General features: G+C 31.5%; 16 protein-coding genes. 13 read left to right on the forward strand and 3 right to left on the reverse strand.

Translation table 11 applies throughout. The features are described from left to right. Positions 1-174 precede the first annotated feature (174 nt). The 3 genes from B5E75_RS13015 (at position 175) to B5E75_RS13025 (ending at position 1457) form a co-directional block, all read left to right on the forward strand. On the forward strand, positions 175-525 hold the full coding sequence (locus tag B5E75_RS13015; protein ID WP_087360012.1) for a hypothetical protein: 351 nt from the start codon (positions 175-177) through the stop codon (positions 523-525). A gap of 65 nt (positions 526-590) precedes the next feature. Further along, complete coding sequence (locus B5E75_RS13020; protein ID WP_087360015.1) at positions 591-791, forward strand: YneF family protein; 201 nt, start codon at positions 591-593, stop codon at positions 789-791. Between the two features lie 24 nt (positions 792-815). Further along, complete coding sequence (locus tag B5E75_RS13025; RefSeq protein WP_087360018.1) at positions 816-1457, forward strand: histidine phosphatase family protein; 642 nt, start codon at positions 816-818, stop codon at positions 1455-1457. Positions 1458-1487: 30 nt separating this feature from the next. Here the strand turns inward: B5E75_RS13025 and plsY are convergent, their stop codons facing one another. Continuing rightward, positions 1488-2096 (reverse strand): glycerol-3-phosphate 1-O-acyltransferase PlsY, encoded by a 609-nt coding sequence (plsY, locus tag B5E75_RS13030; RefSeq protein WP_087360021.1) that lies wholly within the window; start codon positions 2094-2096, stop codon positions 1488-1490. Between the two features lie 160 nt (positions 2097-2256). Between plsY and parE the strand changes: the two genes are divergently transcribed. Together parE and parC are read left to right on the forward strand one after the other, a co-directional pair. After that, positions 2257-4185: a DNA topoisomerase IV subunit B gene (parE, locus tag B5E75_RS13035; protein ID WP_087360024.1), complete on the forward strand. Its 1929-nt coding sequence runs from the start codon at positions 2257-2259 to the stop codon at positions 4183-4185. 11 nt (positions 4186-4196) lie between these two features. Further along, positions 4197-6728 carry a DNA topoisomerase IV subunit A gene (gene parC, locus B5E75_RS13040; RefSeq protein ID WP_087360027.1) on the forward strand — a complete coding sequence of 844 codons (2532 nt, stop codon included), beginning with the start codon at positions 4197-4199 and terminating at the stop codon, positions 6726-6728. Positions 6729-6730: 2 nt separating this feature from the next. On the opposite strand, the gene sigK is transcribed toward parC, so the two are convergent. Then, positions 6731-7414, reverse strand: a complete 684-nt coding sequence (sigK, locus tag B5E75_RS13045) for an RNA polymerase sporulation sigma factor SigK (RefSeq protein ID WP_087360030.1) — start codon at positions 7412-7414, stop codon at positions 6731-6733. Positions 7415-7513: 99 nt separating this feature from the next. Here sigK and yqeH point away from each other — a divergent pair, with 99 nt between their 5' ends. The 8 genes from yqeH to B5E75_RS13085 all read left to right on the forward strand — a co-directional run bounded on the left by yqeH (position 7514) and on the right by B5E75_RS13085 (position 14570). Beyond that, positions 7514-8614 (forward strand): ribosome biogenesis GTPase YqeH, encoded by a 1101-nt coding sequence (gene yqeH / locus B5E75_RS13050; protein ID WP_087360033.1) that lies wholly within the window; start codon positions 7514-7516, stop codon positions 8612-8614. A gap of 11 nt (positions 8615-8625) precedes the next feature. After that, the gene (yhbY, locus tag B5E75_RS13055) at positions 8626-8913 is read left to right on the forward strand and encodes a ribosome assembly RNA-binding protein YhbY (RefSeq protein WP_087360036.1); all 288 of its coding nucleotides are present in this window, start codon (positions 8626-8628) and stop codon (positions 8911-8913) included. Next, positions 8910-10010, forward strand: a complete 1101-nt coding sequence (locus tag B5E75_RS13060) for a nicotinate-nucleotide adenylyltransferase (RefSeq protein WP_087360039.1) — start codon at positions 8910-8912, stop codon at positions 10008-10010. The genes yhbY and B5E75_RS13060 overlap by 4 nt, the downstream gene beginning before the upstream one ends. After that, positions 10011-10358: a ribosome silencing factor gene (gene rsfS / locus B5E75_RS13065; RefSeq protein ID WP_087360041.1), complete on the forward strand. Its 348-nt coding sequence runs from the start codon at positions 10011-10013 to the stop codon at positions 10356-10358. Beyond that, positions 10355-11074: a class I SAM-dependent DNA methyltransferase gene (locus tag B5E75_RS13070; protein WP_087360044.1), complete on the forward strand. Its 720-nt coding sequence runs from the start codon at positions 10355-10357 to the stop codon at positions 11072-11074. Before rsfS ends, B5E75_RS13070 begins: the two co-directional genes overlap by 4 nt. Beyond that, complete coding sequence (locus B5E75_RS13075) at positions 11071-11766, forward strand: 5'-methylthioadenosine/adenosylhomocysteine nucleosidase (RefSeq protein WP_087360047.1); 696 nt, start codon at positions 11071-11073, stop codon at positions 11764-11766. The genes B5E75_RS13070 and B5E75_RS13075 overlap by 4 nt, the downstream gene beginning before the upstream one ends. A gap of 33 nt (positions 11767-11799) precedes the next feature. Continuing rightward, on the forward strand, positions 11800-14124 hold the full coding sequence (locus B5E75_RS13080) for a U32 family peptidase (protein WP_087360050.1): 2325 nt from the start codon (positions 11800-11802) through the stop codon (positions 14122-14124). A gap of 104 nt (positions 14125-14228) precedes the next feature. After that, positions 14229-14570 (forward strand): helix-turn-helix transcriptional regulator, encoded by a 342-nt coding sequence (locus tag B5E75_RS13085; protein WP_087360053.1) that lies wholly within the window; start codon positions 14229-14231, stop codon positions 14568-14570. 29 nt (positions 14571-14599) lie between these two features. Here the strand turns inward: B5E75_RS13085 and B5E75_RS13090 are convergent, their stop codons facing one another. Further along, positions 14600-15145, reverse strand: a complete 546-nt coding sequence (locus B5E75_RS13090) for a YfcE family phosphodiesterase (RefSeq protein WP_239480027.1) — start codon at positions 15143-15145, stop codon at positions 14600-14602. Positions 15146-15258: the final 113 nt, after the last annotated feature.

Raw genomic sequence — 15258 nt, forward strand, 5'->3', positions numbered from 1 at the left:
ATTTTGTTTGTGGTGAACTAATTGTAAAACGAGTTATCGACTATGTCTATTATTATATAAAAAAACTGGAAGATGAAGTTTTGAATATTACTTCCCCTCCAGTTTTAGTATAGAGCCTTCTTTTTTTGACAGGATTTGCTATGGATATGAGTTATAATTGATATGGTGATGAAAATGAAATATAAAATTGTATGTATTAAAGAACAATATATTGATTTAGCTCAAAAATATCCTTCTTTTTTAATGGCAATCTATCAAAATCAGGATAATATGTATAAAACAAAACAAGTGGAACTTATTTTTTCTAATATGTCTGATGAAAAAGAAAAAATTCTTCACGCTATTCAATCACGCGAAGATTATTCTTATTATCATGGAATACATCAGCTCACAAATCCTATTACAGGTGAAAAAATGTTGATGACTATGAATGAATTTGATTTAAATATTGAAGAAAAAGGAGAACGTCATGATTTATTTAATATCATATCGTCTTTTTCAAAAAACTTTTATATGATATATTGAAATCATTTTGCAAAAAGCATAAAATTATGCTATAATATTTTGGTAGTTGAATGGAGGATAGAAAGATGTTATATGGCGTTTTAGGACTTTTAATAGGTCTTGTTATAGGATTCTTTGCTGCCCGTTATTTCTTCAAGAAGAACTTAAGAAAGAATCCACCAATTAATGAAAAAATGATTCGTGCTATGTTCATGGAAATGGGACGTAAACCAAATGAAACACAAATCAAACGAATTATGAAAAGCATTAATGATCAGTATAAATAAGGGGATTCCCTTATTTTTTCGTATATGAAGATATATATCACACGTCATTCTAAAACAGTCTGGAATGAAGAAAAAAGACTGCAGGGGCGTTTAGATTCTCCACTGACTCAAGATGGAGTAGAAAATGCTCTGGCTTTAAAAAATTATCTTCAAGAACATTCGTTTCAATTTGATTATGTGTATTCAAGCCCTATTCCTCGTGCTTATCAGACAGCTTGTCTACTCTTTGATAAGCAAAATATTACCATGGATGAACGTTTAATGGAAATGAATTTTGGTGATTTTGAAGGACAGAAAATCGTTGATTTATTAACTTATCACCATAAACTCTATGATCAGTTATGGAATCATCCAGAACAGTTTGATCGCATTCCTCATGGTGAAAGCTATCAAGAAGTCATAGAAAGAGTTAAAAGTTTTTTACAAGATTTAAAACAATTACCTCAAGACAGTCAAATTATGATTGTAACACATGGAATGTGCTTTGTTATTTTTATGTCTGTTTTTTTAGGTTTAACACAAAAAGAACTGGTTTCCATTAATCAACAAATTGTTGAAGGATGCTCTCTTACATGTGTTGAAGAAAATCGTGGTTCATACCAGATTCTCTCATACAATGAACACCAGTTCTTGCCCCATGTCATGAATGCCAGTTTTGCGAAATAAAAACCTGAGTGTTTAATAACATTCAGGTTTTTACATCCATGTAATTTTATTTTCTGTACCATTTCTTAATCTTTGAATATTGCTGCGATGTTTATAAACAAGCAAGGCAACAATGCATATATTTGTAATTATACCAATCATGCTATAACCAATAAATGGAGAGATTACAGCAATAGAAATAGCTGCTAAGATCGAAGCTAATGATACATATTTAGAAATCTTTAAAGTCACCATAAAGATAATCAAAGCTACAACAAAGGCATAAATATTTGTCATTAAAGCATATCCAATAGCGACAGATACAGCTTTTCCACCTCTAAATCCTGCAAATAGAGGATAGCAATGACCAATCACACAAGCTAAAGCACATGGGTAAATAATATTCATATCAAGTTTCATGTATTTAGCAACTGTTCCAGCAATCAGTATAGAAATACAGCATTTAGAAGCATCTAAAATAATGACTGATAATCCTGCTTTTTTCCCAAGCACTCGTCCAGCATTCGTGCCACCTAAATTTCCTGAACCACTATTTCTTACATCTGTATGATAAAATAATTTTCCAATCACTAATGCAAAAGGAATAGAACCATATAAATAACCCATTACTATTAATAAGCAATATATCAATATATCCATTTTTTCACTTCCCCGTCACCTATTATACATAAAAAAGAAGAAAAATCAATTTTTTTAAAAGATTTGCGAAAATTCAAGAAATTTGGTATGATATGAATTCTCTAGCAATATATCAATGTTTTTGATATAATTATAAAGTTGGAAAAGGAGGAAATCAGATATGAAAGCAAATCATTATGATGAGTCTAATATACAAATTCTAGAAGGACTGGAAGCCGTAAGGAAGCGTCCGGGTATGTATATTGGTTCAACAGATTCAAGAGGTTTACATCATCTTGTCTGGGAAATTGTTGATAATTCTATTGATGAAGCATTGGCTGGATTTGGTAAAAAAATCACAGTAACAATTGGAAAAGATAATAGTATTCGTGTAGCAGATGAAGGACGTGGAATGCCAACGGGTATTCATGCTTCTGGTAAACCTACGACTGAAGTCATTTTAACAATATTACATGCCGGTGGAAAGTTTAGTGAAGATGGTGGTTATAAAACATCTGGTGGGTTACATGGTGTCGGTTCATCTGTTGTAAATGCTTTAAGTGAATGGCTGGAGGTCACTGTTTATCGTGATGGAGTGATTCATCAACAACGTTTTGAAGACGGAGCGAAAATCATTTCTCCATTAAAAAAGATCGGTAAGACTTCAAAAACTGGAACAACGATTCATTTTAAACCTAATCAAAATATCTTTTCTACAACAGAATTTAATTATTCTACTATCTGTGAAAGATTAAGAGAAAGTGCCTTTTTATTAAAAGGTATTGAAATGAATATTATAGATGAAAGAACAGGAAAACATGAATCTTTCCAATATGATAATGGTTTAGAAGCCTTTATTGAATATCTGAATTATGATAAAAAGACATTACATACAACTGTTTCCTTTGATGATGTATCTCATCCTATTGAAGTTGAAGTGGCTTTTCAGATGACTGATGGCTATCAAGAAAATTTGATTTCCTTTGTCAATTTAGTGAGAACTGGAGATGGGGGAACTCATGAAACTGGTTTTCGTTCGGGATTCACAAAAGTTTTTAATGAATATGCCAGAAAATATGGTTTACTAAAACAAAAAGATAAAAATCTGGAAGGTAGCGATGTAAGAGAAGGTTTAACAGCTATTATTTCTGTCAAAATACCTGAGTCATTACTACAATTTGAAGGACAGACAAAATCAAAATTAGGAACGCCTGAAGCAAGAAATATTGTTGAAAATGTTGTTTATGAACAAGTGAATTATTTTCTAGAAGAAAATAAAGAAACAGCAAATGAATTAGTTAAAAAGATGATTAAAGCTTCACAAGCCAGAAATGCTGCTCGAAAAGCACGTGAAGAAGCACGAAAAGGAAAAGGACAAAAAGTTGAAAAAATATTAAGTGGAAAACTAGCACCGGCACAATCCAAAGATAAAAAGAGAAAAGAACTTTATCTTGTCGAAGGAGATTCGGCTGGAGGAAGTGCAAAGCAAGGTAGAGATCGTAAATATCAGGCTATTTTACCTTTGCGAGGGAAAGTCATCAATACTGAAAAGGCTGCCATGTCTGATATATTAAAAAATGAAGAAATCAGCACAATTATTAATACAGTCGGTGCAGGAGTAGGAGCGGATTTTAATGCTGATGACTCACATTATGCAAAAGTGATTATCATGACCGATGCTGATACGGATGGTGCTCATATTCAAGTTCTTCTTTTAACTTTCTTTTATCGCTATATGCGTGGATTGATTCAAGCCGGAAAAGTCTATATTGCTTTACCACCTCTATATAAGGTATCTAAAAAGAATGGGAAACATGAGGATGTTATTTATGCTTGGGATGATGATGAATTAGAAAAAGCTAAAAAACAGATAGGTCGTGGTTATGCTGTACAACGTTATAAAGGTTTAGGAGAAATGAATGCGGATCAGTTATGGGAAACAACCATGAATCCAGAAACACGTACACTCATTCAAGTATCCATTGAAGATGCTGCTTTAGTAGAACGTAGAGTATCTGTTTTAATGGGAGATAAAGTAGAACCTAGACGTGAATGGATTGAAGATAATGTGCAATTTTCTTTGGAAGATTCATTCTTTATTAATCAGTAAGGAGGTCTATCATGAAAGAAAAAATCATAACACAATCATTAGATGATATTATGGGTGATCGTTTTGGAAAATACTCTAAGTATATTATTCAAGATCGTGCATTACCCGATGTTAGAGATGGATTGAAACCAGTACAACGTCGTATTCTTTATGCTATGTACAAAGATGGGAATACACATTTAAAACCTTATCGTAAATCAGCAAAAACAGTAGGGAATGTCATTGGTAATTATCATCCTCACGGAGATACTTCTGTCTATGAAGCAATGGTCCGTTTATCCCAAGAATGGAAAATGCGTATGCCATTGATTGATATGCAGGGAAATAATGGTTCGATTGATAATGATCCGGCTGCGGCCATGCGTTATACTGAAGCAAGGTTATCACCTATTGCATCTGAATTATTAAAAGATATTGATAAAGAAACAGTTCAAATGGCATTGAACTTTGATGATACGGAGTATGAACCAACTGTTTTACCGGCCAAATATCCTAATTTATTAGTCAATGGAGCAACGGGTATATCATCTGGATATGCGACTGATATTCCTCCACATAATTTAGAAGAAGTGATTGATGCTACGATTTATCGTATTTTACATCCTCATTGTTCTTTGGATGACTTGATGAAATTTATCAAAGGTCCGGATTTTCCAACAGGAGCTATTGTTGAAGGAATCAATGGTATAAGAAAAGCTTTTGAAACAGGAAAAGGAAAAGTTGTTGTTCGTTCTCAAACGAAAATCGTTGAAGAAAAAAACATGAATAAAATTGTGGTGACAGAGATTCCTTATGAAGTCAATAAAGCAGAATTGGTAAGAAAATTAGATGAAATACGTTTTCAAAAAAATATTGATGGCATTATAGAAGTCCGTGATGAGTCAGATCGTAATGGATTAAGTATTGTTATTGATTTGAAAAAGGATGTTGATGTACAAAATACATTAAATTATTTTTATAAGAATACAGATCTTCAAAAGAACTATAATTACAATATGGTTGCTATTAAAAACAAAAGACCTGTATGTATGGGAATTGTTGAAATTTTAGATGGTTATATTGATCATCAAATTGATGTTGTTACCAAACGTTCGTTGTTTGATTTAAAAAAAGCACAGGAACGTAAACATATTGTTGATGGATTAATCAAAGCCATTTCTATTTTAGATGATGTTGTCCATACCATTCGACATTCTCATGATAAACAAGATGCTAAAAAGAATCTTCAATTACAATATCATTTTACAGAAAAACAGGCTGAAGCCATTGTCATGTTACAGTTATATCGTTTAACGAATACCGATATTGTTTCTTTAGAAAAGGAAAAGCAGGAATTAGAAACATTGATTCAAACATTGAATGATATTTTAAATAGTGATCAAGTTTTAAGAAAAGTCATTGTTGATGAATTAAAACAGATTAAAAAGCAATATCCATCACCTCGTTTAACACAAATTAAACATGAAGTTCAAGAAATTGTCATTGATGAAGAAGCAATGATTCTTCCAGAAGACATTTATGTATCAATCACTAGAGATGGCTATGTCAAAAGAATTTCTCAAAGATCTTATAAAGCCAGTGAAAATATTGCTTTTGGAAAGAAAGATGATGATGTGCTTTTGGACTTACATTTTGCAAGCACTTTAGATAAATTGCTGATTTTTACTGATAAAGGGAATTATTTATTCATTCCAATTCATAAATTAGAAGAATTTAAATGGAAAGAACTTGGAAAGCATATCAGTTATTTCATTAAAGTTTCTCCAGAAGAAAAAATGATTGGTTCCATTCTTGTGAAGTCTTTTGTTTTACCATTGTACGTTCTTCTAACAACACGTTTAGGACAAATCAAACGTGTTCCATTAAAAGAATTTGAAGTTGCACGTTATACAAAACCTTTAAAATGTATGAATTTGAAAAAAGATGATCAGTTACTTCAGGTTGCTTTAACTGATACCAATCAGGCGATTGTTCTGACATCATCTTTGGGATATGTTTCATTATATAGTGAAGATGAGATTTCTATTTTGGGATTAAAAGCTGCAGGAATCAAAGCCATGAATTTAAAAGATGATTATCTTGTAGCAATGAATACATTTGATCCACTTCATTCTTATTCTTATGTTTTAATCAGTGATCAACCGGGTATCAAACGTATGCGTATTTCGGATATACCAAGCTGTAATCGTGCGACAAAAGGAACATCTATTTTTAAATCTCCTAAAACGAATCCAATTCATGCTTTAGATGCTTTTGTATTAGATACTCAAGATCAATTGATTATTGAAAGTGAACAGAAAAAAGAAAATTTATACATCAAAGATTATTCTTTATCACAAATTGGACAAAAGCCAAGTGTAATTCAATCAATGAAAAATGAAACGATTATGCATGTTTATGATCGTCATTCTTTATCGACGGATTTATATATTTCTAATCAAGATGAAAAGGTTGAAAAATCTCAACCTTTAGAAACAACATCACAACAGGATAAACATTTTGAACCTATTTCTTTCGATGACTTATTTAAAGAAGATTTCTAAACTTATTGTGTATGCATATAGGCTTTTAAAAGTTTAATTAAAGCACGTTTTTCTAAACGTGATACATAGGAACGAGAAATATTCATATGTCTGGCAATTTCTTTTTGCGTATAAATACGATGATGATTAAGACCATAGCGATAGATGAGTATTTCTTGTTCACGTGGTGTTAATAAAGTAAAATAATCTTGGAGCTGCTGGAGCTGATCATTGGTTTGAATCTGATCAATCATATCTTTTTCTTTTGATGGAATAATATCAAGCAGCGTCATTTCTCCACCATCTTTATCAACACCTAAAACTTCATTTAACGAAACATCTAAAGCTGTTTTTTTATGTTGACGCAAATGCATTAAGATTTCATTTTCTATGCATTTTGCAGCATAAGTTCCCAGTTTTGTGGATTTTGTCGCATTATAGCTATCTACTGCTTTGATAAGTCCAATTGTGCCAATGCTGATGAGATCTTCCTGTAAGTCTTTTGCACTTTCGTATTTTTTAGCAATATGCGCAACAAGTCTTAGATTATGTTCGATGAGCTTATTTCTGGCATTCTGATCACCTTGAAAATATTTTTCTAATAATTCTTTTTCCTGTTGTTTTGTAAGAGCGGGTTTAAAAGCCTGTGTTTTAATAAAAGATACAAATAAAAATTGTTGTAATAATGCAAAAATAGCTGTAAACATAAGTCACCTCAAAATATTATATGAAATTTGTCGATGTTTATGTTTATCTCTTTTCATCAAAATAGAAATAGTATACAATAGTCAAGAAGGAAGGTATATATGAAAGAAATAAAAAGATGTTATGGATGTGGAGCCATTATTCAAAGTGAAAATGAAAAACATATTGGTTATGTTCCAAAAGATGCCACTACAAAAGATCATATTTTATGTAGACGTTGTTTTCAACTAAAAAACTATCATAAATTACAAACAACATCACTCACAAAAGATGATTTTTTAAATCTTTTAGATCATATTGGTGAAAAAGATTGTCTTGTCGTTTATATGATTGATCTATTTGATTTTGAAGGAAGTCGTATTCAAGGATTATTACGTCATATCGGTTATAATGATGTTCTGGTTCTTGCAAATAAACGTGATTTATTGCCAAAATCTGTTAAAGAGCGTAAGCTGGAACATTGGGTCAGAAGACGATTAAAAGAAGAAGGAATGAAGCCTGTAGATGTTATAGTAACGAGTGGTAAGAAAAATATGAACATGGATAAGATCTATGATGCCATGATGACTTATCGTAAGCAGCGTGATATTTATGTTGTAGGAGCAACTAATGTTGGCAAATCAACATTTATTAATGCTTTATTGAAACATTATGCTCAAGTAGAAGAACAAAATTTGATTACTGTTTCTGAATTTCCGGGAACAACGCTTGATTTTATAGAAATACCTTTGGATGAACAGACTTATCTTTATGATACACCCGGTATTGTAAATGAAAGTCAGATGACTCATTTTGTAGATCCAAAAATTTTAAAAAAGATAATTCCACAAAGTGAATTAAGACCTATTGGATTCCAATTACAAGAAAAACAGACGATTTATTTTGATGGATTAGGAAGAATTGATTATATTAGTGGGGGACAGTCAAGTTTTATAACGTATTTTTCTCGTCAGCTCAAGATTCATCGTACCAAAACAGTCAACGCGGATGCTTTATATGACCGTCATAAAACTTTTCAGTTTGAAATTGATGGAATGCAATCGATTCATGACATGAAAACATACGATTTTACTTTAAAGTCGGGGAAATGTGATATTGTTATTTCTGGTTTAGGATTTATAACCATTTCTTCTAAAGGCGGAAAAATAAAGGTTCATGTTCCACCACAGATTTCTGTCACAATAAGAGAAGCCATTATATAGGAGGGAAAATAATGCTAACAGGTAAACAAAAAAGATATTTAAGAGGAGAAGCTCATCACTTAAAGGCTATTTTTCAAGTCGGAAAAGATGGGGTTTCTGCAAATCAAATCAAAGGTATTCTTGAAGCATTAGAAGCTAAAGAACTCATAAAAGTAAAAATTTTAGATAATTGTCCAGAGGATGTACATCATGTGGCATTAGATTTAAGTATGCATACAAAGGCAGAAGTTGTTCAAATCATTGGCCGTACAATTGTTTTGTATAAACAAAGTGATGAAAGAATTTATCGTCTACCATGAAAAGAATAGGTCTATTCGGTGGGAGTTTTGATCCCATTCATCAAGCACATGTAGATGTTGCTTTGTGTGCCATTGAACAGCTTCATTTGGATGAAGTACAATTTATTCCAACACGCCATAATCCTTGGAAAAATAAAAGTCTTGCTAGTGCCAAAGAAAGAGTCGAGATGATTCGTATTGCTATCAAAAATCATCCTTTACTTTCTATAAATACCATTGAAATTGATAGTGAAGATGAGCAAAAAAATTATACCATTCATACAATTGAAAAATTAATTCAACAAAATCCTCAAGTACATTATTACTATATTATGGGAATGGATCAAGCCAATGCTTTTGATCAATGGAAAAAAGCAAAAAAAATATCTCAACTTGTTCAATTAATTGCTTTTCAAAGAGGTGGATATAAGCCCCATTATTCTATATTAGATACATATCATTTCCAATTATTAAATAATCAGCCTGTTTATGCCTCAAGCAGTGATGTGAGAAATGGTCATATAGAAATGTTGGATCAAGACGTTTTAAGATATATATCATCTCAGGGATTATATTTAGATACAATGGTACGTTCAAGAATGAAAGAAAAACGCTGGAAACATACTTGCAGTGTTGCTAAACTGGCTAAAAAGATAGCCAAAGCAAATCAATTAAATCAAAAACAAGCTTATATTGCAGGAATAATGCATGATGTCGCCAAAGAGATGGATCAAAAAGAAGCTCAAAAAATAATGGAAAGCTATTTTCCAGAATATTTATCTAAACCTTATCCTATCTGGCACCAATGGCTATCACGTTATGTCAGTGAACATGAGTTTTTAATTGATGATCCTGTGGTATTAAAAGCCATTGAGGATCATACAACTGCTTCAGTTGGTATTTCACCAATTGGAAAATGTTTATATGTTGCTGATAAGCTCGATCCTTTAAGGGGATATGATTCTTCGCAACAAATTGAAACATGTCAAAAAGATATTCATCAAGGATTTAGAGATTCTTTAATTGATTTTTATGAATTTTCAAAGAGGAAAAATCGTGAAATAGATGATTGCTTTTATGAAATTTATGATTATTATGTCGTGAAAGGAGAAAAATAAATGACGAAATTAGAATGTGTGGTTAAAGCAATGGATGATAAACTTGCAACGCATATTACCGCAATTGATATGCGTGATGTCAGCCCAATGTTTGATACATTTGTTTTATGTACAGCCAGCAATGAAAGACTCATGCAGGCCATTACAGAAAATATTAAGGAAGAATGTGCAAAACATAACTTTGAGGTGAAAAGCATTGAAGGTTTAAGAAATTCTAAGTGGATTTTAATTGACTTAGGAGATATTGTTTGCCATATTTTTGAAGGTTCTGAAAGAGAAAGTTATAATTTAGAAAAACTATGGGGAGATATGCCACGTATCAATGTGGAAGGAATGTTAGCAAAATGAGTTATGAAAATTTTGCCTATTACTATGATAGTTTAATGGATGAGCAGTTTTATGAAGATTACTATCAGTTCATTTTGCAACATTGTCAATTTGATGAAGTTTTTGAATTAGGCTGTGGGACTGGCGAAATGGCTATTCGTTTGGCTAAAAGCAAAAAAACGGTTTACGCTTCAGATATTTCCAGTGATATGTTAGAAGTTGCTAAACAAAAAGCAATAGAACAACAAGTCAACCTTGTTTTACAAAGAGTGGATATGTGTGATTTCACTTTATCTCGTCCTGTGGATTTAGTTTTATGTTTATGTGATTCTTTGAATTATTTGACTGATCCTCAACAGATGACTCAAACATTTTTGAATGTTTTTCAATCATTAGGGGATGGAGGAACATTTATTTTTGATGTCGATAGTCTTTATAAAATGGATGTTATTTTAAAAGATTATCATGAAAAGGAAGAAGATGAAGAATTTATTTTTGATTGGTCAGTTGAAAATATTTCAGAGGGTTATATTCATCATCATGTCTATATTGAAGATAAAAAAGAACATGATATTGTGGACGAAGATCATTATCAAAAGACTTATCCTGTATCACAATATCTTTATTGGCTTCATGAAGCCGGTTTTCAAAACATTGAATATTATAGTGATTTTACAACATATCATGATGATTGTGAAAGAATTATTTTTGTATGTCGAAAGGAGGAAGTTTCATGATTGGGATTATTGGTGCTATGGAAGAAGAAGTTGAAGCAATCTTAGCTTTGATGGAGATCAATAAAAAAGAAATGAATCATGGTTATACTTTCTATGAAGGAACAATGGCAAAAAAAAACATTGTGCTTGTTCAAGGGGGCATTGGTAAAGTCAATGCATCCATTTCAACAACTTTATTATTAACACAATATCCTATTGATTTCGTGATTAATATTGGTTCGGCTGGAGGACTTTCATTAAATCAAAATGTCGGTGATGTCGTAATTTCAACGGGTGTTTTACATCATGATGTTGATGTCACTGCTTTTGGACGTCAACGTGGAGAAGTACCAGGTATGCCATGTGTTTTCCAGCCAGATGCAGTGGCTTTAAAACAAGTTGAAGCTATTTTACAAGATTCAAAGCAACCATATCATCTTGGTCTAATTGCTTCTGGAGATCAGTTTATATGTCGTGAAGATCAGGTCTTACAAATTTTAGATTTTTTCCCAGATACTGTCTGTGCTGAGATGGAAGCAGCTTCGATTGCTCAGGTATGCTATGTTTTTGATATTCCTTTCATTATCACAAGATCTTTAAGTGATATTTATAGAAAAGGAGAAAATCATATTCAGTTTGATGAATATCTTAAACATGCAAGTCAATCTTCTGCGAAGATGTGTTATCGTCTTGTTTCTACATTATCGCAATAACAAACGTTATTGCTTTTTTATTGGAGGATCATTATGAAAAAAATTGAATTGTTAGCTCCTGCTGGAGATCGAGAATCATTTATAGCTGCTGTGCAAAATGGAGCAGATGCGATTTATTTAGGTGGGACTTTATTTAGTGCCAGAGCCAATGCAAAAAATTTTAATGACGAAGATTTACAATGGGCTGTTTCATATGCTCATTTATATGGAGTTAAAGTTTATGTCACGATAAATACATTATATAAAGATAAAGAAATAAATGCTTTGACATCTTATGTGACAAAATTATATGAGCTGCAAGTTGATGCTTTGATTGTCCAAGATATAGGTTTATTTGATTTGATTCGCACATTCTATCCAGACTTTGAAATCCATATCAGTACTCAAGCCTCTGTGATGAATAGCTATGGAACACGTTATTTTGAAGAAAATGGAGCTCATCGTGTTGTTCTAGCACGTGAAAACACTTTAGAAGAAATACAAAACATATGTCGTCAGACAAACTTGGAAATCGAAGTCTTTGTACATGGAGCAATGTGTGTCTGTTATTCTGGACAATGTTTAATGAGTAGTATGATTGGTAAACGTAGTGGAAACAGAGGTCAATGTGCCCAGCCATGTCGTTTACAATATCAATTACTTAAAGATGGTCAATCTTTACCAGAAAAACATCCATATTTATTATCACCTAAAGATATCATGACCATTGAATATTTAGGTGAACTCATTGAAGCAGGAGTATCTTCTTTAAAAATAGAAGGGCGAATGAAAAGACCAGAGTATGTCGCAAGTGTAACAAGAGCTTATCGAGAGGCTATAGATGCCTATTATCAAAATAAAAAAATAGATTTTCAACCTTATATTCAAGATATGTCAGCTATGTTTAATCGTAATTATACATCTGGATATTTACATCATGATTTAAAAATTGTTGATGGAGATTATCCCGGTCATAAAGGTTATATTATTGGAGAAGTTGTATATTATCATAAAAAACAAAAGAGAGTTGGTATTCGTTTAACACAACCACTTTTACAGGGTGATAGTATTGTTTTTGAAGATATTGATAAAGGACGCCCAGTCAATAAGATTTATCATAAGCATAAACTGGTCAAAACAGGTCAGCCTCAAGATATCATAGAGATAGAATTTGATTATTATGTGGATCGTGGCTTAGTAAGAAAAACATTGGATAAACAAGTTGTTGAGAGAATGCAAAAAACATATCAGATACCAACAAGAAAAATTGAAATTGATATGTCTTTTGAAGCAAAAATAGGAAAAAAAGCAAAATTAAAAATTCAAAAAGAAGATCATAGTGTGATTGTCGAATCTAGTCAAGATGTTGAAATAGCACATCAAACACCACTAGATGATAATCGTATAGCACAGCAATTATCAAAACTAGGATCGACACCATTTATCATCAACAATCTGTATATTGACAGTGATGAAAAAATATCTATGCCTATCAAAGACATTAATGAAATGCGAAGAAAAGCCTGTAATCAATTCATAGAGATACTTTCTCATCAAAAGATTCATCATCAGATAATACATGATATTCCACAACTTACAATTCATCAATCATTATTTCACTCTCAACTCTATGTTTGTGTGCATTCCCTTCAACAATTAGAAGCTGTTCTTCAATATCCTGTTGAAGTTATTATTTATCCTTATCAAAAGGATATTGAAATGGCTTATCAGATGTGTTTGAAATATCATAAAAAGATGGTGATGATGACATCACCAGTTATCAAAGATGATGAAATAAAAGATATTCTTCATTCTAAAATCTATAATGATATACAAACAATTTTAGTTAATGATTATGGAACTTATAGAGCCTTTCAAAAGAAAGAGTTAATCATTGGTCATGGTTTAAATATTCATAATTCCTATGCTGCTCATCATTATCATGAATTATTTTTAACATCTTTAGAAATGTCTGCTCAAGAAATCAAAAACTTAAAAACTGATTTATCAAAATGTATTGTTCAAGTCTTTGGAAAAACAACAAATATGATTAGTGATTATTGTCCAATTTCACAGTATTATTTTGGTTATCAAAATAAACATTGTCAAATGTGTCAACAAGGACATTTTGCATTAAAAGATCGTAAAAAAGAAGTGTTTGACATTATGGTTGATGAACATTGTCGTATGCATCTATTAAATGCTCATACATTGTTTTATGATCAATGGAAGCAATTACCAGTAGGAGGCTATTTGATTAACTTGACTCATGAAGATTCACAAAAGATTCAAATTATCATGGAACATTTTATCTTTCAGTCATCTCCAGACAAGATTCGACAAATAGCAAAATTAACTTCAGGTTATTTTAAAGAATAATGTTTAAATATTGATATTTATGTCTTTCACAAAAATATTTTTTTCATACTCTAAATTGCTATCGTTATTTATTCATGATATAATAAAATTATGGAGGTGAATTTATGGCAATAGATATGGATTTGGCAAAAAGATTGAAAGTCTATCGTAATTTTAAACACCTGACTCAAAAAGAAGTGGCTTCACATTTAAATGTTCCTCATTCTGCTATTTCAGATATAGAAAATGGAAAAAGAGATGTCACTGTTAGTGAATTGAAAATACTTTCTCATCTCTATGGACGAAGTGTTGAAGAAATTATGAGTGGTAAAAAATACGATTATTATAATATTGCAAATATTGCCCGTTTACTCACTGAACTACCAGATGAAGACTTAAAAGAGGTTATGTTTATTATTGAGTATAAGCGTAAAAGAGTAGAAGAAAAAAATAAAAATCATCAATAAAAAGAAATTAGTCAAAAGCTAATTTCTTTTTATTTCAATAATTGTTTAAATTCTTCTAATAATTCCATGCCTTCATCGAGAATATCTTGTTGACATAAGGCATCAGTGATACAATGATGGAATTCTACATGGATATCCTTACCATTGACATCAATCAAAGCATATGTTCCATATCCATAGCTTCCTCGATTCATCATTAAGCTTCCGGGATTGACAAAAGTAATATCTTGATGTTTTTGAATTGTTGGTACATGAGTATGACCATGAAGACATAAATAACAATTTTCTTTTTGACAGAGCTGAATTAACTGCTCATATCCATAATACACCCCATAACAATGTCCGTGAGTGACACATATATGCTGGAATGTCTGATAAATAGGGAAGGGGGCATCATCATGATTGCCTTTGACAACGACATCAAATTTTTGAATATATGAATCATTGAGAGGCAGTGAAGAATCACCACAATGAATCATATAATCGACTTTTGTCATGTAATGATTAACAACTCTTTGCAAATGGTCAGCATACAAATGACTGTCACTAACAACTAATAATTTCACTTCGATCATCTCTTTCTTTATGATTATTTTAGCATATTCTTTTTATAAATACATATTTATATTGATAAAATCAAGCGATTTTCTGAAATAGAAATTTTTTGCTCGTAAGTGTTTACAATTCG

The organism is Massiliimicrobium timonense, assembly GCF_002160865.1.
Lineage (GTDB): Bacteria > Bacillota_I > Bacilli_A > Erysipelotrichales > Coprobacillaceae > Allocoprobacillus.